General features: G+C 63.6%; 20 protein-coding genes and 1 tRNA gene. 11 read left to right on the forward strand and 10 right to left on the reverse strand.

From position 1 onward, the window contains the following. The first annotated feature begins 4 nt into the window (after positions 1-4). On the forward strand, positions 5-349 hold the full coding sequence (locus DKB74_RS07450) for a hypothetical protein (protein WP_109807488.1): 345 nt from the start codon (positions 5-7) through the stop codon (positions 347-349). Further along, the gene (locus DKB74_RS07455; protein WP_109807489.1) at positions 346-1,215 is read left to right on the forward strand and encodes a hypothetical protein; all 870 of its coding nucleotides are present in this window, start codon (positions 346-348) and stop codon (positions 1,213-1,215) included. The genes DKB74_RS07450 and DKB74_RS07455 overlap by 4 nt, the downstream gene beginning before the upstream one ends. Positions 1,216-1,219: 4 nt before the next feature. On the opposite strand, the gene DKB74_RS07460 is transcribed toward DKB74_RS07455, so the two are convergent. After that, positions 1,220-1,750, reverse strand: a complete 531-nt coding sequence (locus DKB74_RS07460; RefSeq protein ID WP_145960922.1) for a hypothetical protein — start codon at positions 1,748-1,750, stop codon at positions 1,220-1,222. 121 nt (positions 1,751-1,871) lie between these two features. On the opposite strand from DKB74_RS07460, the gene DKB74_RS07465 reads away from it, so the two are divergent. The 3 genes from DKB74_RS07465 to DKB74_RS07475 all read left to right on the forward strand — a co-directional run bounded on the left by DKB74_RS07465 (position 1,872) and on the right by DKB74_RS07475 (position 3,632). After that, positions 1,872-1,947 (forward strand) — tRNA-Thr (locus DKB74_RS07465). 217 nt (positions 1,948-2,164) lie between these two features. After that, complete coding sequence (locus DKB74_RS07470) at positions 2,165-3,262, forward strand: sensor histidine kinase (protein WP_161956828.1); 1,098 nt, start codon at positions 2,165-2,167, stop codon at positions 3,260-3,262. Between the two features lies 1 nt (position 3,263). Further along, entirely contained in the window at positions 3,264-3,632 is a 369-nt protein-coding gene (locus DKB74_RS07475; RefSeq protein WP_161956829.1) for a response regulator transcription factor, read from the forward strand. A gap of 55 nt (positions 3,633-3,687) precedes the next feature. Here DKB74_RS07475 and DKB74_RS07480 read toward each other — a convergent pair whose 3' ends face one another. Continuing rightward, the gene (locus tag DKB74_RS07480) at positions 3,688-4,614 is read right to left on the reverse strand and encodes a LysR family transcriptional regulator (protein WP_109807493.1); all 927 of its coding nucleotides are present in this window, start codon (positions 4,612-4,614) and stop codon (positions 3,688-3,690) included. Between the two features lie 88 nt (positions 4,615-4,702). Between DKB74_RS07480 and DKB74_RS07485 the strand changes: the two genes are divergently transcribed. Beyond that, positions 4,703-5,023, forward strand: coding sequence for a hypothetical protein (locus DKB74_RS07485; RefSeq protein WP_145960923.1), 321 nt, complete (start codon positions 4,703-4,705; stop codon positions 5,021-5,023). Positions 5,024-5,049: 26 nt separating this feature from the next. Continuing rightward, complete coding sequence (locus DKB74_RS07490; RefSeq protein WP_109807693.1) at positions 5,050-5,748, forward strand: pirin family protein; 699 nt, start codon at positions 5,050-5,052, stop codon at positions 5,746-5,748. Positions 5,749-5,798: 50 nt separating this feature from the next. On the opposite strand, the gene DKB74_RS07495 is transcribed toward DKB74_RS07490, so the two are convergent. Then, a complete protein-coding gene (locus tag DKB74_RS07495) occupies positions 5,799-6,929 on the reverse strand; it encodes a Glu/Leu/Phe/Val family dehydrogenase (RefSeq protein WP_109807495.1) in 1,131 nt (376 codons plus the stop codon). A gap of 125 nt (positions 6,930-7,054) precedes the next feature. Between DKB74_RS07495 and DKB74_RS07500 the strand changes: the two genes are divergently transcribed. Next, complete coding sequence (locus tag DKB74_RS07500; protein ID WP_109807496.1) at positions 7,055-7,519, forward strand: Lrp/AsnC family transcriptional regulator; 465 nt, start codon at positions 7,055-7,057, stop codon at positions 7,517-7,519. 13 nt (positions 7,520-7,532) lie between these two features. Here DKB74_RS07500 and DKB74_RS07505 read toward each other — a convergent pair whose 3' ends face one another. From DKB74_RS07505 to DKB74_RS07535, 7 genes are all read right to left on the reverse strand, one after another. After that, on the reverse strand, positions 7,533-8,720 hold the full coding sequence (locus DKB74_RS07505; RefSeq protein WP_109807497.1) for a membrane dipeptidase: 1,188 nt from the start codon (positions 8,718-8,720) through the stop codon (positions 7,533-7,535). Continuing rightward, complete coding sequence (locus DKB74_RS07510; protein WP_109807498.1) at positions 8,717-10,309, reverse strand: serine hydrolase; 1,593 nt, start codon at positions 10,307-10,309, stop codon at positions 8,717-8,719. The genes DKB74_RS07505 and DKB74_RS07510 overlap by 4 nt, the downstream gene beginning before the upstream one ends. Beyond that, a complete protein-coding gene (locus DKB74_RS07515; protein ID WP_109807499.1) occupies positions 10,306-11,433 on the reverse strand; it encodes a YkvI family membrane protein in 1,128 nt (375 codons plus the stop codon). The genes DKB74_RS07510 and DKB74_RS07515 overlap by 4 nt, the downstream gene beginning before the upstream one ends. After that, positions 11,430-12,479 (reverse strand): N-acetyltransferase DgcN family protein, encoded by a 1,050-nt coding sequence (locus DKB74_RS07520; RefSeq protein WP_109807500.1) that lies wholly within the window; start codon positions 12,477-12,479, stop codon positions 11,430-11,432. Before DKB74_RS07520 ends, DKB74_RS07515 begins: the two co-directional genes overlap by 4 nt. 12 nt (positions 12,480-12,491) lie before the next feature. Then, positions 12,492-14,702: a TonB-dependent receptor gene (locus DKB74_RS07525; RefSeq protein WP_109807501.1), complete on the reverse strand. Its 2,211-nt coding sequence runs from the start codon at positions 14,700-14,702 to the stop codon at positions 12,492-12,494. Between the two features lie 244 nt (positions 14,703-14,946). After that, entirely contained in the window at positions 14,947-15,960 is a 1,014-nt protein-coding gene (locus DKB74_RS07530) for a dipeptide epimerase (protein ID WP_420822399.1), read from the reverse strand. Between the two features lie 5 nt (positions 15,961-15,965). Then, the gene (locus DKB74_RS07535) at positions 15,966-17,921 is read right to left on the reverse strand and encodes a serine hydrolase domain-containing protein (RefSeq protein ID WP_239987418.1); all 1,956 of its coding nucleotides are present in this window, start codon (positions 17,919-17,921) and stop codon (positions 15,966-15,968) included. A gap of 164 nt (positions 17,922-18,085) precedes the next feature. Between DKB74_RS07535 and DKB74_RS07540 the strand changes: the two genes are divergently transcribed. The 3 genes from DKB74_RS07540 (at position 18,086) to DKB74_RS07550 (ending at position 21,132) form a co-directional block, all read left to right on the forward strand. Continuing rightward, positions 18,086-18,718, forward strand: a complete 633-nt coding sequence (locus DKB74_RS07540; RefSeq protein ID WP_109807503.1) for a helix-turn-helix domain-containing protein — start codon at positions 18,086-18,088, stop codon at positions 18,716-18,718. A gap of 191 nt (positions 18,719-18,909) precedes the next feature. Further along, positions 18,910-20,553, forward strand: a complete 1,644-nt coding sequence (locus DKB74_RS07545; RefSeq protein WP_109807695.1) for a GMC family oxidoreductase — start codon at positions 18,910-18,912, stop codon at positions 20,551-20,553. Between the two features lie 15 nt (positions 20,554-20,568). Then, complete coding sequence (locus DKB74_RS07550) at positions 20,569-21,132, forward strand: carboxymuconolactone decarboxylase family protein (RefSeq protein ID WP_109807504.1); 564 nt, start codon at positions 20,569-20,571, stop codon at positions 21,130-21,132. Positions 21,133-21,164 lie beyond the last annotated feature (32 nt).

The following is a 21,164-nucleotide window of genomic DNA, read 5'->3' on the forward strand; positions in this document are numbered from 1 at the left end:
TGCAATGACCGGATGGGAAGATGTCGTTGCGTTTTGCCGCACCCTGCCGGACGTGACGATGGAAAGCTATTACGGCACGCCCTGTCCAAAACTGAACGCCAAGCCGCTTTGCGCGCCGGGCCGCGAAGCCGACAGTTTCTGCCTGATGGTGACGAAGGCGGAAAAGGACATCCTGCTGGAAACCGATCCCGATCATTTCTGGCAAACCGATCATTATCGTAATTATTCCGCGATCCTCGTCCGCTATGGCGCACCGTTCGACCGGGTGGCACTATATCTGTGGCGGCGCTGGTGGGATCTGGCGCGCAAACCGCAACGTCTGGTCTGCGGTCGAACCGAGCGGCCGTGAGACCCTTTACCGATTTCATTGCGATCGACTGGTCGGGGCAGGCCGTCGCACGTCCCAGGGGGCTGGCCGTCGCCCGCGCAGGCATCGGGCGCGACGCGCCGGAACTGGTCATTCCGCCGGGCGGATGGTCGCGCGCGGGCATTCTGAACTGGCTGACCGAACTGGCCGATGCCGGAACCCGCGCGCTGATCGGGCTCGATCTTTCGCCTGCTTTCCCGTTCGTCGACGAAGGCGCCTATTTCCCCGGCTGGAGCGAAAGCCCGGCGGACGCAAAGACGCTCTGGGCACTGGTCGAGCATATCAGCCGCGACGATCCGCATCTGGCCGCCGGCAGTTTTGTCGCGCATCCCGAAGCGAAGCGGCATTTCCGCCAGCGTTTCGATTGCGGAGATTTGTTCCCCGCGGGGCGCGGACGGTTTCGCGTCGTCGAACATGGCCAGGCCGCGATGCGGCTTTCGCCCTATAGCTGCTTCAATCTGGTCGGCGCGAGCCAGGTCGGCAAATCGAGCCTGACCGGCATGCGCGTCTTTCATCGCCTGGCCGGACATATCCCGTTCTGGCCGTTCGATCCGGTGCCCGACAACGGACCATTGCTGGTCGAAATCTATACCGCGCTTGCGTCCCGGCTCGCCGGATTGCGCAAGGGCATTTCGAAGATTCGCGACCGCGAAACGCTCGACCTGCTGCTTGCAGCCTTCGGATCGGCGCCGCACCGGCCGCTGGTGCGATATGACGACCACGCCACCGACGCGATCCTGTCGGCGGCGTGGCTGCGCCATGCGGCGGAACGTACCGAATTATGGGCGCCCGCCGCAATGACGGCGCACATCGCCCGAACCGAAGGCTGGACCTTCGGCGTCGAATGACCGGCTATTTGTACAGCGGGACGCAGATTTCCGAGAATTCGATCTTGAACCGGTCGCCGTCATAGGAAGCCGGATCGAGCGGCGTGATCGCGGTTCGGCGCTTGTCGACTTCGCCCGGTGCCAGATCGCGACGTCCCGCTTCGGCGCGTGCGGCATTCATTGCGCGCACTTCGATCCGCATCGCATCTTCCTTTGACAGCGCGCCGCGGACGGCATCGTCCTTTTGCGCGACCGATGCGATCCGCGCACATTGTATCGCCTGTTCAAGGCTTGGCTGCGGCGACGGCCCGGGTCCGGGAATCGCGCTGGGGGTTGGCACAGCCGCCGCCGCCGCCGTTGTGTTCAAGGGCGCGGACGCATTGGCCGGCGGCGCGAACGTGTCGGCAGGAAGCGGCGAAGGCGAGGCGGTCGGCATCGCCGGTGGCGTCGCCGCTGCGCGTGCATCATTGCCATTGGCATCGCCATCGACAAACTGACATCCCGCGAGCAGCAGGGGCGCGGCCATTGCCGCGATCAAACCTGTTTTCTGGATCAATTCTGACTCCTCCCAGTGCGTCGGTCCACGATTCCGGTGCAATATGCAAACGCCGGACCACGACTTCGGCTCCACAGGGGCTGGACGCGAACGCCGCGTTATCGCAAGGGGGGAGCCGCATGCCGCGTTAGCTCAGCTGGTAGAGCAACCGCCTTGTAAGCGGTAGGTCGTCCGTTCGAGTCGGACACGCGGCACCATTTTTCCGGCTTCCCTCACACCACAAAACGCCCTTTGCGGGGCCGATCCCTGCGTTTGGGGATGCTGTTCTCCCGAGCGGAAACCTGGGTCGTGAACCTTAAACGGGCGTATCCCGACTATTGATACATAGTATCCTTAAATAAACGGCGGCGTATTTCAAATTCGCTATAAATCGACTGTATAACGTGTATTATCCATCGCCTTGTTATGGTGACCTTGACTTCACAGCGCTTGCTGATCGTTCATGGCGATACCAGCGAAACCCGCCGGATCGCTGACATGCTGCATAGTAACGAGGTGCTGTCGGCACAATCGCTTGAAGATGGCTGCACGCTGATACGCGAACAGCAACCTGCCGCCGTCGTTCTTGACCTTGTGGTTGCCGAATGCGGCGGCGTTGCCTGCGTCAGGGAAATACGGGAAGCGTCAAAGGACGTTGCGATCATCGCGCTGGGTGCGCAATCCGATGATCGACTTGCGCTCGAATGTATCTCGGCGGGAGCGCAGACCTATCTGGCGCATGGTGAACTGCAGCAGGCGCTGCTGCGTCGCGCGGTCGAATACAGCATCTATCGCATCCGCGAAGCATCGGCGCAGCGCCGGGCGGATTCCCTGCTCGAACAGCTCGAACACTCCCAGCGGCTGGAAAGCCTGGGACTCATGTCTTCGGGCATTGCGCATGACCTCAACAATACGCTGCAGCCGATATTGACGGTGATGCCCTTGTTGCGCGCGCGGATCGCCGATCCCGACTCCGACGAAGCATTGGCAATGATCCATGAAGCAGCGATCCGCTCGCGCGGGCTGGTACGCGAAATCGTCGATGTCGGGCGCAGCCAGGCGACCGAACCGCTCCACGCACTCGCGCTCGATCAGTTCATCGCCGATGTCAGCAAGCTGCTGAAAGCGGGCTTGCCGCCCTATATCCAGCTGAAACTGGAACTGGAGCAGGTCCCGCTGATCGACGCCTATCGCAACCAGCTCTACCAGATCGTCCTCAATCTGGTGACCAACGCGGCGCAGGCGATCGGCGACAGCAATGGCGAAATCGTGATTTCGGTGAACGGCGATTTCGCTTCCCGCGTCGCGCGTCTGAGCGTCGGCGACGATGGTCCCGGCATGGACACCAAGACGCTGGAAAAGATTTTCGAGCCGTTTTTCACGACCCGGCACAGTAGCGGCGGCAGCGGCCTGGGATTGTCTGTCGTCCGCAAGGCGGTCGAGAAGATCGGAGCCGAAATAACCGTGGAAAGCAGTCCCGGAAAGGGAACGCGATTCGAGCTGAAGTTCGATGCTCGACAGGGAGGGGCGTGACGTGTCGCACAGAATTCTGGTGGTCGATGATGAGGAGCCGGTGCGCAAATCGCTCACCATGCTCCTATCCGCCTATGGCTATGAGGTGGCAACCGCCGCCGATGGCGAAGAAGCGCTGGAAACCTTCGCCCGGTTCCGGCCCGCGCTGGTATTGTCGGACATGGTGATGATACGCGGGCAGGGAATCGAAGTGATCCTCGCGCTGCGCGAGCGCAATGTCGACTTGCCGATCGTGGCGATGTCGGGCGGTGCACGCATGCAGGGGGATGACGCGCTGGTCGTCGCGCGGCGCGCCGGGGCCACGGCGAGCATCGAAAAGCCGTTCGAGCCCGATGATCTTTTGACGCTGTTGCGCCAATTGCTCGATTGAAGCCGGCGAATATTTCCGGCCCCGACCGGTAGCGTAAAAGCCAGGTCCGCCCTTATCACGCGTCGGGAAGATCGGGATGGGGATGCGCTTTGCCCGTTTCGACAAACCGGTCGCGCAACCAACAGGCCGCCGGCCCCGGCGGCGCCGAGCGCCGATGGATCGCGTGAAACCGATATAGCCCGCCCGGATCGTCGGGCAGATGCAGCCGGACGAGGGCCCCGGTCATCAGATCGCCCTCGACCATCGGCAGGGGCATATTGCCCCACCCCACCCCTTCGCGCAGCAGCGCATGTTTGGCGCCCAGATCGGCCAGCCGCCAGGTGCGCGGGCTGCGCACCGCGAAGTCCTGTCCAGCAGTCAGCGGCGAGCGATCGGTCAGCACCAGCTGGATATGCTCGCGCGCGGCACCCGAGCCGGGGTCGGCAAGCCGCGCCAGCGGATGATCGGGCGCGGCGACGGGAATCAGCGGTACGCTTCCTGCCGATACCCGTTCGAGCCCGTCGAACCCGGTGACTAGCGGACCGCTGATCGCGATGTCCGCCTGTTCGTCAAGCACCAGCGCCGTCACCGCTCCCAGCGCTTCGACATGCAGTCGCAGCGAGACGGTGGGGAATGCCGTGTTGAAGCCGCGCAGCACTTCACCCAGCCGGTCGGAAGGCAACATGACATCGACCGCCAGGCTGACTTGTGCTTCCAGCCCGTCCAGCAATCCCTTTGCCGTGGCGCGCAGCCCGTCCATTCCCTGGGCGATGGTCAGCGCTTCGGCAAGGATCGCCTGTCCGGCATCGGTCAGCCGCGGGCGCCGGGTTCCTTCTCGCTCGAACAATTGCAGCCCCAGCTGCGCCTCCATATTGGCGATGCCATAGCTGACCACCGACACCGCGCGATTGAGCTTGCGACCGGCGCTCGCAAAACTGCCCGTTTCCACGACAGCGAGGAACAGCCGGATCTGGTCATAGGTCGGCGTGCCGGTGCTTACCATTTCAACTTCCTCGAATAGTTCGTCCGATTTTATCCCACTGAACAGAATTATCCACAAGACCTAACTAGGGCGGGCAACGGCGATGGAGATGAGAATGCAACCCGGCGACCCGATTCTGACCAAGACCGAATGGATGGCCGTGGCGGTCGCGTTGCACGATGTTTCGAACTGCGGTTGCGGCAGCGCGTCCGATCGCACCGGCGTTGCTCGACGGCTTGTCGCGCCGCTTCAGCGGTGGCTGGGCGCGGGACCCGCGCTGCCGCTTGCCGACCCCCGACTGGAGGCGGTCCGCCGTTTCATCTGCGCCAGCAGCACAAGCGGACAGGTGCTGCCGGAAGAAACCGAGCGGCTGGAGCAAGTCGGCTTCAACGCCGCCCAGATCCGGGCGCTGAGCCTTTTGGCGCACTGATTTCAAACTGTTACGGGAGAATGACGATGATCGAACTGAGACCCTATGCGAGCCTGGGCGGCGCCAATCATGGCTGGCTGGACGCCAAGCACCATTTCTCGTTCGCCAACTATCACGATCCGCAGCGGATGCAGTGGGGCAATCTGCGCGTCTGGAACGACGATACGATCCAGCCGCAAAGCGGTTTTCCCCCGCATCCGCACCGCGACATGGAAATCATCACCTATGTTCGCAAAGGCGCGATCACCCATAAGGACAATCTGGGCAATCACGGCCGCACCGAAGCGGGCGATGTTCAGGTGATGAGCGCCGGGACCGGCATCGCGCACAGCGAATATAATATGGAGGACGAAGTCACCCAGATCTTCCAGATCTGGATCCTTCCCACCCGGCAGGGCGAGGCACCGAGCTGGGGCGCGAAACCCTTTCCCAAGGGCGACCGCGCCGGGCAGTTCGTAACGCTCGCTTCGGGCTTTGCCGAAGACGGCGATGCGCTGCCGATCCGGACCGATGCCCGAGTGATCGGCGCCACGTTGCGCGCCGGGGAAACCGCCGAATACCAGCTGGGCGACGACCGGCGCGGCTATCTGGTCCCCGCTACCGGCGCAGTCGATGTCAACGGCGTCCGCGTGCATGCGCGCGACGGCGCCGCGATCGAGAATGTCGCGGTGCTGAAAGTCACTGCGATCGAGGACAGCGAGATCGTTCTGGTCGACGCGGCCTGACCCACCAACCCTCCGCCGATGCACCCATCGGCGGAGGGTTTTTCCTTGAGTCAGACAGCGACCGGCTCACGGCTCGCGCTGCCGGATTCCGCTTCGCGCGAAGTATCGCCGCTTGCCGACGCCGCGTCCGCGGTCTCGGCATGTCCGGTCGCGATGATGCGGCGCGCGAGCGCCTCGGCTGCCGCACTCGGCACGACTCCGGCCTCGTCCGCCTCGCGAAACACGCGAAGCAGGCGCGCGCCCGTACCGTCGACGCGACGCTGAACCTCGCTTGCGTCCCAGCGCAGATATTCCGCCGCGACGCTGATGATCCCGCCGGCATTGACCACATAATCGGGCGCATAGAGAATTTCGCGCGCCGCGAGCATTGCCGCCGCCCGGTCGTCGGCGAGCTGATTATTCGCAGCGCCGCAGACCACCCGCGCATTGAGCCGCATCGCGGTTTCCACGTTGAGCACCCCGCCCAGCGCACAGGGCGCGAAAATGTCGGCGCGGGCATCGACAATCGCGTCTTTCGACATGATCTCCGCATCGCATTCGACCGCAAGCCTGGCGGCGACGCCGGGCTTCGGATCGGCGACGATCAATCGCGCTCCGGCAGCGTGGAGCAGACGGACAAGATGCGCGCCGACATGGCCCAGCCCCTGTACGGCAACCGTACATTCGGACAGGTCGCGTCCCAGACGCAGCTCGGCGGCGATCCGCATCGCGTCGAGCACGCCACGCGCGGTCCATGGCGAAGGATCGCCCCCGGGGCGGCCCGGCACGGGCGGCAGGCCCGCCACATGCCGCGTCTCGCGCGCCACCACTTCCATATCGCTGACGCTGGTGCCGACATCCTCTGCGGTGACATAGCTGCCGTCGAGCGCTTTCACCGCGCGGCCGAATGCCGCGAACAGCTGCGTCCGGCTGAATGGCGGTTCGGGCATGCGCAGCACGGCCTTGCCACCGCCCAGCGGCAGCTCTGCCACGGCGTTCTTATACGCCATACCCTCCGCCAGGCGCAGCGCATCATCGACTGCGGCGGCCGGATTGTCATAGTGCCAGAAACGGCAACCGCCGGCGGCAGGGCCGAGCGCGGTCGAGTGAATCACGATCACGCCGCTCAGACCGGAAGCAGGATCCTCCACCGGGCAAACCCGCTCGGGCGGGAGCGCCCGGTCGCTGTGCGTCATAACCATCGCTCAACTCCATTTTGTGATGCCGCCCTTGTCGCGCATCGCAGCAGGAAAAGCTGACCCGAATTGACGGGAGATTGGGATTTTGAGACAGATATATCCTGCATACCCTCATATACGGGATAACCATGCCGGATACCCTCGATAGATACGAACGATCTATCCTGAAACTGCTTCAGGAGGATTGCTCGCGATCGACCGCCGAAATCGCCGAAGCGGTCGGCCTGTCGGCTTCGCCCTGCTGGCGGCGCATCGACCGGATGGAACGCGAAGGGATCATCACGCGCCGCGTCGCGCTGGTCGATCGCCAGAAGATCGGCATGAACGCCCAGATATTCGCACAGGTGAAGCTGAACGCGCATGGCCGCGCGCATCTCGACGAATTCAGCGCCGCGATCCGCGGCTTTCCCGAAGTGCTCGAATGCTATGTGCTGATGGGACCGGTCGATTTCATGCTGCGGATCGTGACTCGCGATATCGAAGCCTATGAACGCTTCTTCTTCGACAAATTGTCGAAGCTGCCCGGGGTGCAGGAAATCAATTCGACCATGGCGCTGTCGGAAATCAAGGCGACAACGGCGGTCCCGGTTTAGGAGCAAGGCCGCGTCAGTGCGCGGCCTTTGCCTGAGCCTCCTCGACGATACGCAGGATATTGCCGCCCCACATCTTGGCGAGGTCGGTTTCGTCATAGCCGGCCTCAAGCAGCCGCTGCGTCACCACCGGCAGCATGGTGATATCCTCAAAGCCGGGAAAGCCGCCGCCGCCGTCCCAGTCGCCGCCGAAACAGGTGTGATCCACTCCGGCGACTTCGATCACGTGCAGCACCTGTTCCATATAGCGGTCGAAATCGACGCTCCACATCGGCTCGGTCTTGTCGAGCGCGCGCCATTTGCGGGCGAGATCGGCCTGCTGTTCGGGCGTCATCGTGTCCATATGCTCATAGTCGGTGAACAGCTTTTCGCGCTCGGGCCCCATATGCATTTCGGACAGATAGATGGTGCTGACGCAGATCGCCCCGCCCTTTGCCGCCAGCGCGCGAATGCGCCCATCGTCCAGGTTACGCGGCTGATCGCTCGCCCAGCGCGCGCTGGAATGCGACAAGAGGATAGGCGCAGTCGACAGCGCCAGCATCTGATCGAATGCCTCGTCCGAGGCGTGGCTCGCATCGATGACGATGCCGAGCCGGTTGGCCTCCTGGACCCATTCGCGCCCCAGCGGGCTGAGGCCATGCCATTTCGGCGTGTCGGTCGCACTGTCGGCAAATTCGTTGTTCTTGCCATGGACCGGCCCCATCAGCCGCACGCCGCGATCGTAGAATTCGCGCATCCGCGACAGGTCTTCGCCGAGCGGATAGCTGTTTTCCATGCTCTTGAACGCAATCAGCTTGCCCGCTGCAGCCGCCGCACGCGCCTGCGCCGCCGTCGTCACCGCAACGATGCGATCGGGGTAGCGCGCCAGCGTGCGATCGATCAGGTCCGATCGCCCGCGCGCAAAGGCAAGCGCATCGGTATAGCCCTGCGGCGTCAGCGGCCCCTGATCGGTATAGATCGCAAAGAAGCCGCCATCGAGATCGCCCGCCTCCATCCGCTCCATATCGACTTGCACCAGATCGCTCGCCGGATCGTGATGCCCGGCGAAATCCCAGCCGGGACGCTGAAAATGCAGCGGGGTATCAAGATGCGTGTCGAGCACGATCAGCCGGTCATGCAGCGATTTTGCCCGTTGGAGCGTCGGATGCGGCGTCGTCGCACAGCCGGCGAGCAGCAACGCAGTCAGGGGGATCAGGCGTTTCATCGGGCATTCTCCACAGGGCGCAAGTCGAGGTCGCGATAATCATAGCTGAAATCGGCGATCGGGCTTTCGACGCGCATCTTGACGCGATCCACCGAACCGTCGTCGTTCAGTTGAAAGGTGACGATCGCATTTTCGATATCGGTATCGCTGAAGCGCGTGACGAAGCTGTCATATTGATACGGCTCCAGCCGACCCTTCATATTCGGGGTGGTGGTGAAATCGATCGTCAGCCCGTCACCATCGCGTCCGACCACGACATCGCCATACCAGGGATCGCGATACGTGCCGACATAGCGATCCAGCGGCAGCGAAGGACCGCCCGGCGCGGCTTCGCCATGTGCGGCGGCGAGCGCCGCCTTGCCGCCATCGACCATGGCATTCATGAAGCTGTCGAAGCGCCCGAACCAGTCCTCGGGCGGACGGCCGGTATAATGATCGAGCAATTCGTACATCAGCCCGCGCCGCAACTCCGATTCCTCGGAATTGACGACAATGGCGAAGCCGACATCCTGATCGGGCAACAGCACCACCATGGTTATCGATCCATAGACGCCGCCGCCATGTTCGATCACCGTGACGCCGTGATACTCCTCGACCGTCCAGCCGAGCGCATAGCTGTTATAGCTGGGCAGCGCGGCATCGATCGGCGCGGGCCATTCGGCCACCGGCATCGGCGTCACCGGAGTCCACATCTCCTTCGCCGCCGCTTCGCTGTAAAGCCGCCCGCCCCCGGGCAATGCGCCATGACCGAGCTGGATCTGCAGCCAGCGCGCCAGTTCGTCGGCGCTGAGCGCGAGCCCACCGGCGGGCGCGGCATTGGCGCTGATATAAACCGCGCGTTCGTCGAGCGCGGTGATCGGACCATCGCCGCGAATGACGCCGCTGACCCGCGCATGCGGATGCGCGCGATTGGCATCGGCCAGCCGCGCTTCATTGGTCGCGGTGGCACGATCCATCCCCGCCGGCCGCAGCAAATCGTCGGTGATGAAGTCTTCCCAGCTTTTGCCCGACACTTCCTCGATCAACTGGCCGGCAGCGGTGTAGAGGATATTGTCATAGGCATAGGCCGATCGGAAACTGGTCGCGGGCTTCATATAACGCAGCCGTTCGACGGTTTCCCTGCGGCTCAGCGAAGCACGCGGAACGAACAGCAGATCGCCCTGCCCCAGCCCCAGCCCGCTGCGATGCGTCAGCAGGTCGCGCACGGTCATTTCGTTGGTCACCCAGGGATCGTACATGCGGAACCACGGCATGTGATCGATCACCTTGTCGTCCCAGCCCAACTGCCCGCGATCGACCAGCAGCGCGAGTGCCGCGACCGTGAACGCCTTGCCCGAAGATCCGATCTGGAACAGCGTATCGGCATCCACCGGCGCCGGCTTGCCGATTTCGCGCACGCCCCAGCCGCGAACCAGCGTCGGCTGGCCATGTTCGACGATTGCGATGGCGATGCCGGGCGAGCCGCTGCGCTGCCGCAGCGCCTCGACATGCGCGACGAACCCGGCGGGCGGATCGGCGAGCGCGGCGCCGGGCAACAGGCCAAGCAAGAGCGCGGACAGCGCAGTGGCGGGACGGAAGATGCGGATCATGCAGATAGCCTTTCCGATGGGGATGCCGGTGTTCGCAACAGGCGTGCGACGCCCAGAGTGAGCACCGGCAGGACGAAGACGATGAGGAACAGGATGGCGAGCAGCCGATAGCCGCTGGCGATCAGCGCGACGAGGCCGACCCGGTCGGCGACGAACATGCACCCGATCAACAGCAGCGCACCGAACAGTGCGCGCGCGCCGGGGCCGAAGCTGCTTCCGCGCGCATCGGCAACCCCGGCGATGCGTTCGTTGATCGAATGGACCGCTCCCACCCCGCTTTCGAGCAGCGCGATGAAGATCATCCCCTGAAACAGCCAGTGAAAGGCCGGCGCATCAAGGCGGCTGAGCAGGAAATCGCTGGGCAGCGTTTCGTCGCCGATGCCGGGATAGAAACCGACCATGCAGATGAAGAAAAGGATCGCCGGCAGCATCGCCAGAGGACCGGCGAGTGCGCCGGCGATCAGCGCGTCACGCCTGCCGGTGAGGTGGCGCAGCACCGGCAGGATGACGACGGCACCCACGATATTATAACTGGCATAGGTGATCCCCCCGGTCAGCCAGCCGTCGCTCGGCGCCGACGTTTCGAACCCGGCAAGGATGCGGTCGCCAAACCGCGACAGGCTGAGGATCAGGAAAGCGGCATAGACCCCGTACAGCGCGATCGAGGCGAATTTGAACAGGCGTTCGACCATCGTTTCGCCGAACGAAGTCACCAGCAGGATCGCGATGGCGAGCAATCCAGCCCCGACAAAGCCCGGCCAGCCGAACATCGCCTCGCCGATCGCGCCCGCGGTCGCGCCGAACACCGCCAGCACCAGCACGATGAAGATCAGATAGGCCATTTCGAACAGCCGCCATCCCGGCCCCAGCAACCGGATGAAAAAGGCGCGATATTCATAGGCGCCGGTCATCTGGGCAAAGGCGAAGGTGACTGCCGCGATCAGGCTCCACAACGCCATTGCGAGCACCATGCCGGCAAGACCGCCGAGCGGTCCGCTGGCCAGGAAATATTCGGCGAGTTCGCGGCCCGTGGCATAGCCGCCGCCGATAATGAATGCCTTCAGCGCGAAGCCCGGCAGCAGGAAACGCTGAAACCAGCTCGCTCCTGCCGCCGGGCCGCTCATGCTGCGTCCAGACAGGCGTCGACCAGCGCGTCGAACGCCGCACCGCCGCGGATCGGATCGGCAACGGGCAGGCCCAGCCGGTCGGCTTCGCGCGCGATATGCGCTTGCGCCTCGGCCTGCGTCATATCGCTGGTGTTGAGCGCGATGCCGCCGCAACGGATCGCCGGATTGGTGCGCTTGCCCAGCAGGATGGTGAGGTCAATCACTTCCTCGATGCTCGGCAGCGTGTAGCTGTCGAGTCCCAGAATATGGGTGCGCGCCGGGCTGTGGCACACGACGAACATGTCGGGCTGGCTGCCGTGCAGCAGCCCCAGCGAGACCGGCGCATAGGCGGGGTGAAACAGCGACCCCTGCCCCTCGACCACGTCCCAGTGCGCCGGGTCCGCGTCGGGCGACAGAATCTCGGCAGCGCCCGCTTCGAAATCGGCGACCACGGCATCCATCGGAATGCCCGATCCCGAAATCATGATCCCGGTCTGGCCGGTCGCACGGAAATCGGCATCGACACCGCGTTGCTGCATCGCCCGCCACAGCGACAGCGCAGTATATTTCTTGCCCAGCGCGCAATCGGTGCCGACCGTCAACAGTCGCTTGCCGGTACGCTTTCGCCCGGTCGCCACCGGAATGCCGGGCGGCGGCGTGCGAATGTCGATCAGCTGACGGCCATATTTTTCCGCCGCTTCGACCAGCGCCGGCATATCGGCGAGCCGGGCATGGAGGCCGCTCACCAGATCGAGCCCGACCTTCAGCGCCTCGAGCAGCGCGGGTACCCAGCCGGGATTGATGACGCCGCCCTGATTTGCGACGCCGATCACCAGCGCGCGGGCACCGGCATCATGCGCCTGCGCCGGCGTCATTTCGGAAAGGCCGGTCGAAACCGTGCATCCCGCGACGCGATATTCGCCGATACACAGATCCGTGGCCCAGTCGCGCAGCCCGAACGCCGTCTTGGCAAATTCGGGATCGCGGACGTCGCCGAGGAAGAGAAGATAGGGCTGCGGCAAGGTAAGCGGCTCGGCAGCCCGGTTCTGAAATGGTGCGTTCATTGCCACCAACGTTTAAAAGGCAAGATCGGCGGCGAGGCCGATGGTGCGCGGCTGAAGCGGCGCGATTGCCAGATAGGACGGAATGTTGAGCCCGTCGGTAAACAGGATCCGGCTGCGCTCGCCCTTGTCGTTGAACAGGTTGCGGCCATAGAGCCGCAGCGTCCAATGTTCGTCGAACATATAGCCGATATTGGCATCGACCGTGGTATAGGGTCTGGCCGAAACCGTCAGCGGATCGCTTTCGACCAGCGACAGGCGGCTGCTGGCATGGCGGACGCCGATGCCGAAATCGACCCGGTCCTTGTCGCCGACCGGCATCGTATAATCGATCCGGGCCGAGCCGCTGAATTTGGGGACTTCGGGAAGCCGGTCGCCCTTGAACCCGCCGATTTCGGGAACGTCCTCGCTCAACGTCGCGTCGGTATAGGCTGCGGTAAAGCCCAGCGTCAGTCCGCTGGTCGGCGTGATGGTAAGCGCGGCTTCGACTCCCTTGCTTTCGGCGGCGCCACCATTGGCCAGAGCGCCGATGCCGCCGAAGGAGGTCGCGACCTGAATATCCTGCCAGTCCATGTAGAAACCGGCGAGTTCGACGACGACGAGGCCGTTCGCCAGCGCGCCCTTATAGCCGATTTCATAGTTGGTCAGCGTATCCGAGTTCACCATCGGCGGAACCCCGGGAAGGATGACGTTCGGCCCGCCCGGGCGATAGCCGCTGGCCACCCGCACATAGAACATCGAATTTTCGCCGAGGAACAGCTGCGGGCTGACACTATAGGTGACGACGTCCTCGCTCGACGTCCCGGGATCGTCGGCCGGCGGCACAATGGCGCCATAGCTGACCTGCCGGAAATCCTGCTCGTTGCGCGCCCAGCGCACCCCGCCGGTAATCGCGAACATGTCGCCCAGATGCAGCGTCGCGTTCCCGAACACCGCATATTCCTGATACGCCGCCGGCAATTGTACGATCGCAAGCGGATCGAGCGCGGGGATGACATTGCCGGCCATGTCATAGGAGCGGATCGTCTGATCCTGCGTGCTGTCCTCATGCGTATAAAATCCGCCGATCAGCCATTCGAATGCGCCAGTGCCGTTCGACGCCAGCCGGACTTCCTCGGTCCATTTCTTGAGCGAGACCGTATTGTCGTACGGCGTGATACCCGCCGGGATCAGCCCTCCGGTCAGCAGCGGAAACAGCGCGCCATAGACCAGGCTGGTGTCGCGCACCTGCTGGATATGCCGCTCGCTATAGGTCGTGGTCGATGTGAGCGAAGCCCCGCCGAAATCATAGTCGAGGCTCGCGGCATAATAGTCGAAGCTCGCATTGAACGGCTCGGCGACAAAATTGTTCGCCGAATGGCCGTTGCCCAGGCGATTGCCCGACAGGTCGGCGGCATAGCGGCCCGCGCTGTCGGCATTGGTCGCCTGCCAGATGCCGCTGAGCGAAATCGAGAAATTGTCGGTCGGGCGGTATAGCAGGCTGACGCGCCCGCCGCGCTGTTCGACATCATTCTGGTCGGCCAGATCGGCATTGTTGACGCTGTCGACATAGCCCGGCGTCTTGCGCCAGGCGAAGCTGCCGGTGATACCCAGCTTGCCGGTCGCCAGCGGGGCATTGACCATCACCTGCCCCGCCCAGCCGGGATCGGCCGCAGTATCGATCATGAAAATCTCACCGCCGCCGCGCACGCCGAACTGCTCGAGATCGGGCTGCACGGTGACATATTTCACCAGCCCGCCGATCGAGCTGGCGCCGTACAGCGTTCCCTGCGGACCGCGCAGCACTTCGAGCCGTTCGATGTCATAGGGCAGCAGGTCGAGCGACATTTCGCTCCCGCGCCCGTAAAGGCTGCTCGATCCGATCGGCGCATCATCAACGTAAAAGCCGACTGCGGCCGCACTGGTCGTAGCGGAAATACCGCGCAGCGAAACCGACGCCAGCCCCGGCGTGCCGCCGCTGCTCACTTCCATGCCGGCGACATAGTTGGAATAATCGACCAGCGACGTCGCGCCCTGCTGCTGCAGCGTTTCGCCATCGACCACGCTGATCGACAACGGCACTTCGAGCAGATTCTCTTCGCGCTTCTGCGCAGTGACGACGATTTCCTGCGCGCCCGCGCGCTGCCCGGATTCCGCCTGCTGGGCCATGGCCGGCATCGCGGTGCCGATCAGCGGCAGCGCGGTCCAGGCGAGTAGCTGATGCTTCTTCATTGCGAATGTCCCCATATCTGCCGCCCGATTCCCTAGCGCCCTGTGCGCGGGTCGGATGGCACCCCTTTGCCGTTGCGAAACTCCGTCCTTCGGTCCGGCGCACGGCAGGCCCGGATGGCGGGCAGGCTGCTCCGGACGCGGAAAGCCGAAGCTTCCAGCGTGCCAGGAAACCAATTTCCTGACGCCGACTCCCGAATAACGATTATTTCAAATTGGAGACTATTGTCCTGATTAGAGAACTGTCAACCCCAATAGAAAATCAGTTGCCGGATCGCGGATATCCCCAGATTTCCGCCGGGCAATGCACGTTACCGTCGCGATAAAAGACCCCGGGCGTGCGATCGCGCGCCAGAAATGTCGGCCCGTCGAGGTCCACGACGTTGCACAATTGCCCCAGCAGGAACGACGGCGCCATCGACAGGCTCGACCCCATCATGTTGCCGACCATTACGCCAAGGCCGAGCTGGCGGGCGCGGCGGGCAATCGCAATGCCTTCGGTGAGGCCGCCGCACTTGTCGAGCTTGATGTTGACCATGTCGAACCGCCCGACCAGCCCGTCGACATCGGCGAGCGACAATGCGCTTTCGTCGGCGGCGACGGGGATCGTGCGTTTCACTCCCTCCATTCCGGCCTCGTCGCCCCGCGCCAGCGGCTGTTCGAGCAGCGCGACATCATGCCGTTCGAGCATCGCGAACAACGCCGGCAGCGCGTCGGCGCGATAGCCCTGATTGGCGTCCACGCCGATCCAGCAATCGGGTCGCGCCGATCGCACCGCCGCCACGCGCGCGGCATCGAGCGCGGCGTCGCCGGTCAGTTTCAGCTTGAGCGTAGTCGCATCGGCCAGCGCCGTCGCCGCATCGGCCATGGCGCGCGGTTCCTCCGCGCCCAGCGTGATCGTCGTGCGCAGCGGCCGTGGTTCGGGCAGCCCGGCCAATTGCCATACCGGCTCGCCACGCTGCTGCGCCTCAAGCTCCCACAAGGCACAATCGAGCGCGTTGCGCCCCCCGCAGGGCGGCAGCAATTGCTGCAATCCTGCGCGGTCGGCCCCCGCTTCGATCGCATCGCGGACGCGTTCGATCGCGGCGGTCATCGTCGCAATGTCGTCCTGCAGATAATAGGCGCCCGCCGCCTCGCCGCGCGCCCGATGCGGCCCTTCCGCAATCTCGACCACCACCAATGCGGTTTCGGTGAAGACATGGCCGGTGATGCGGAAGGGCTTCACATAGGGGAAGCGTTCGACACGGACATCCAGGGTGCGGCGCGTGCGCATCATGCCCCTCAATAGCGGGTGCCAAAGCCGATCAGATGATAGGCAAGGCCGACATAGAGGAGAAGGAACGCCGACAGGGCGAGCAGCACGCTCCACAGCTTGGCGCCCCATTTCCGGCCGCCGGTCCACACCGTCCAGCCATACCAGAGCGAGAGGCCCAACAGCCCGACAAATGCGATCGGCGTCAGGAACTGGAGCAGATAAAGTGCCCAGTCGAGCGCGCCACCCAGCGCGTTGAGATCGCTGATCATCGTGGTGACCAGCAGCATCCAGCCAATCATCACGCCAAGCGCCAGCCAGGCAAAGCCGCGGCTGAGCCGATAGGCACGCCGCGCCCGCCCGGTGAGCGCCAGCGTTGCGCCATACCGACGCCGGGCGATCGCGGCCCAGGGCCAGGCCAATGCCGTCACCGCGACAATGCCGAGCGCGAGCAACAATGCGGGCAGCAGCCATGCGGCGTTATATTGCCAGGGCGTGCGGGAGAGCACCATGAAGGGCGAGAACATGTCCGAACTGAAGCGCGTAACCTTGCCGTCCTTCACTTCGGCGGCGAGCCGTTCGCCGGTCACGGTGTCGACCCACACAAAGGGTTCGACTTCCTTCCAGTGGCGCGGCTGATCGGCCATGCTCGGCACGCCGGGGACCAGCAACCCGCCCTGTTCATCAAGGCCGACCGTCGTTTGCCCGATCAGATCGAGAATGCTGAGGAAATTGCGATAGGCGCCGCGGCTGTTGGTGTAATTGCCGACCATCATCGCGGCATGTTCGCGCGCAGTGGCTTCGTCCACCTGCCCCTTGGGCGCCGGTCCGGGCAGATAGCGATCGGCGAACTGGTGGAATAACTGCCCCCGCACCGCCAGCGAACTGCCCGGCGTGCCCTGGCTGTTCATCGAAAAGAAAATGCCGATTTTCTGATCGGGGAACAGCCACAGATAGGAATGGAAGAAATCGGTATCGCCGCCATGGGCGATCGCGCGATGGCCGTTCACCTGTTGCTCGTAGAAACCAAGCGCCATGTGATTGAGGCCGTGGATGCCCGGCGCCTCAAAATCATGCATCATCGCCGTGGTTTGCGGAGACAGCAACGGGCCGCCGCCATTGAGATGCGCGATCATGAACCTGGCCATGTCGCTGCCGCTGGCCGAAAGGCTGCCGGCAGGCGCGGGATAGATGATCTCGAACGGCTTGGGCTTTTGGGTCGAGAGCACATAGCCCTTGGACATCATCGGTGCGAGCGCAGGCGGCAGCGGCTGACGGAACGAGGAATGCCGCATGCCGAGCGGGGCGAAAATCTTCTGCTCGACATAATCGTCGAACTTCATCCCCGACTGGCGCTGGACGATATAGGCGGCCAGTGCCGTCGCATAGTTTGAATAGGCCGGGGTGGTGCCCGGTTCGAACACGCGCTGCGTCCGGCCCTCGCGAACATAATCGCCAAGCGCCATCACCGTGTCGGGATCATTGCCGATCAGGTGGCGCATGCTTTCTTCGAAACCTGCCGTATGCGTCATGATCTGGCGCATCGTGATCGGCTTGCCGTCAAAGGCGGGCATTTCGAAATCGAGATAGGTGTTCACATCGGCGTCGAGATCGATCTTGCCCTGTTCGACCAGCTGCATGACCGCGGTCCAGGTGAACAGTTTCGACACCGAACCGGGGCGGAACAGCGTGCCGTCCGGCGTTACCGGTTTCTGCGCGGCAACATCGGCATAGCCATAGCCGCGTTCGAACAGCAGCTGATCGCCCTGCACCACCGTGACGACCGCGCCGGCGATCCCGCCGCGGGCAAGCGCATAGGGCATCATGCCGTCGAGCCATGCCGACAGATCCTGTTCCGTCAGCGGATGTCCGCCCGTGGCTCCGTTATTTGCCGGCGCTGCGACCGGCGCGGGCGCCTGCCCGGCTTGCGGCGCGCTTTCCTGCGCGACCAGTGGCGTCATCGCCAGCAGGGCTCCCAAGCCCAACAACTTTCCTAAGACTCGCATTGCCAACCCCCTTGTCGACGTGTCGCGGTTGCGCTCTTTGTCGGATCGGCCTAACCTCAACTGAGAAATATTGGGCCGGATAAGGACATAATGATCCTGATTGGAAAATTGTCAAATCGGCATTCCGAACGGGAGTACCGGTAATGACCAGCGATCAGCCGACTCTGGGTGCCGTGCTGCGCGGAATTCGTGCCAAACGCGGCTGGACTCTCAAGGAAATGAGCGCGCAGAGCGGTATTCCGGTCTCGACTCTGTCGAAGGTCGAACATGACCGGCTGACGCTGACCTATGACAAGCTGCAGCAGCTCAGCCGCCGACTAAACATGCGCATGTCGGATCTGTTCGCCGAGGAGCAACAACCGGCCGATTCGCCCCGAGTCACGGCGCGGCGTTCGATCGGCAGCCTAGAAAACGCGTTCCGGGTCGAAACCGACAATTACGATTATCATTATCTCTGCACCGACCTTCGCCGGAAACGGATGATCCCGATCCTGACGCGGATTCGCGCGCGCAGCACCGAGGAATTTGGCGACCTCGTCCGTCACCATGGCGAAGAGCTGATCTATGTGATCGAAGGCCGGATCGTCGTTCACACCGAATATTATGACAGCGTCGAACTGGGACCGGGCGAATCCATCTATATCGATTCGTCGATGGGCCATGCCTATCTGGTGGCGCCCGGCCATGACGAAGCGCTGGTGCTCGGCGTGTGTTCGAGCCCAGACGAAGGGCTGATGGATTCGCTGATGAGCCTGCACGGCGAAGTCGCCGCCTGATCGCTCGCGCGCCGGCGGACGCCGATGCGTCAGGATCGACGCTCCCGGCGCTTTCCCGCTATTTTTTTGCATGTTGCGGTGGTTGCCCCTGCTGCAGCACGGCAAACAGGCTGACTTGTAATTGTTCAGTTAATTGATATCCAGTTCCAACGCTTTCTCTACCGATGATTGCATTGAAGAGGCATGATACGATGACTGAATCCACCGGCAGTGATTTCGACTATGTGATCGTCGGCGCCGGAGCGGCCGGATGCGTGCTGGCGAACCGGCTGAGTGAGGATCCCGCGATCCGCGTGGCGCTGCTGGAGGCGGGCGGGAGCGATCGACATCCCTTCTTCGCGATTCCGCGCGCGGTTCCCAAGGTGATGGGGCGCGTGGCAAATCTGTGGGGCTATCCCGTCGAACCCGAAGAAGGCACCGGAAACAAACAGGAAATGTGGCTGCGCGGCAAGGTGATCGGCGGTTCGACCTCGATCAACGGGCTGATGTATGTGCGCGGCCAACCGGCCGATTTCGATGAAATCGCCGAGCTTTCGAGCGACGATTGGGACTGGTCTAACATCGGTCCCGCCTATGCCGCCATCGAAGGCCATGAATTGGGTGCGGGCGACACCCGCGGAGCCGATGGGCCGCTCAAAATTTCGCTGCCCGGCGCCGATGTTCGCAACGACTGGCACGAAGCCGTGCTCGAAGCCGGGCAGAATATGGGCGTGCCGGAGAAAGCCGACATCAATACCCCCGACAATGACGAGGGCATCGGCTATAATCCGCGCACCGTGTGGAAGGGCAAGCGGCAATCCGCCGCGACGGCATTCCTCAAGCCGATCCTCAAGAAGCGCAGAAACCTGACGCTGATCACCAACGCCGCAGTCGATACGCTGCTGCTCGAAGGAAAGCGCGCAACCGGCGTCACGCTGAACGACGGCAGGGAGATTCGCGGTCGCGAGATCATCCTGGCGGCCGGGGCGATGGCGTCGCCGGGCATCCTCGAACGATCGGGGATCGGCGATCCGGCGGTGCTGGAGCCGCTTGGAATAACCGTCCGGCATGCGCTTCCCGCAGTCGGCGGCAACCTGCTCGAACATCGCGCGCTGCTGATGCAATGGCGCACATCGGACCATCGCTATTCGTATAATCGCGATCACAAGGGGCTGCGGCTCGCGCTCAACGGAATCAAATATCTCCTTACCCACAAGGGCGTTCTTACGTCCGCGACGTTCGATATGGGCGCATGGGTGAAAAGCCGGCCCGGGCTCAATCGCCCCGACGTCCAGTTCCTGATCGCGCCGCACAGCCTGGATTTCGCCAAGCTCGGCCGGACGACCGAGGATTTTCCTGGAATGTCGCTGGTTGTCTATCCGCTGCGCCCGTCTTCGATCGGCAGCATCCACATCACCAGCACCGACCCCAATTTGCCGCCGCGGCTCAAGCCCAACCATCGCGACACGCCGGAGGACCGGCGCGCGATGATCGACGGCGTCCGCGCGGTGCGCAGGTTCGTATCGCAGCCACCGCTCGACAAGATCGTGGTCGAGGAAACCGTTCCCGGCCCGAGCTTTCAGACCGATGAAGAGATCATCGCCGCCTATGACACCTTTGCCACCTGCGGCTATCATGCCGTCGGCAGCTGCCGCATGGGCAAGGACGAAGCCTCGGTGGTCGATCCGGAGCTGAAGGTTCGCGGAATCGAGGGGCTCCGGATCATGGACACGTCGATCATGCCGGTGGTGCCGTCGGGCAACACCCAGGGTCCGACGATGGCGATGGCGTGGCGCGCCGGCGACATCATTCTTCGCGATCGCGCAAAGACACAGGCGCCTGCCCGGGCGGCGTGACGGAAGGATAGCGCAGTGGCTCGAATCCCCTTTCCCGCCCCGGAAGATCAGAGCGAAGAGATCCGTCAGACGCTCGCCAAATATGGCGGGCTGAACGTCACGCGGATGATGTCGCACCAGCCCGGACTGATGCAGGCCTATGCAAAGATGGGCGTGCAGATACTGCGATACGGAACGCTCGATCCGGTGCTGCGCGAACGGATCATCCTGCGCGTCGGCCAGCTGTGCCGATGCGAATATGAACGCCATCAGCATCTGAGCGTAGCGCGTGCCATCGGCATGACCCCGGACCAGATCGCGGCAAGCGAGCGCGACGACCGCGCGGCGATGACCGAGGCCGAGCGGACCGCGCTGACCATCGTCGATCAGATCCATGGCGAAGGCGCAGCATCGGCTCAGGCGATCGCCGATGCCGAACGACTTTTCGGACCCGACCAGATCGTCGAGATTTGCGTGGTCACCGGCTATTACATCATGACCGCGGGCTATCTGCGCAGTCTCGACGTCGAGTGCGAGGATACGCCCCCGCTGGGCGACCGCATGGCCGCGGGCGAGCAAACCGTGATCTCCAGGTCGTGACCCCATAAACGGCGCCGCTGGCGCGCCGGCGC

The organism is Stakelama portus, from assembly GCF_003171655.1.
GTDB classification, from domain to species: domain Bacteria; phylum Pseudomonadota; class Alphaproteobacteria; order Sphingomonadales; family Sphingomonadaceae; genus Sphingomonas; species Sphingomonas portus.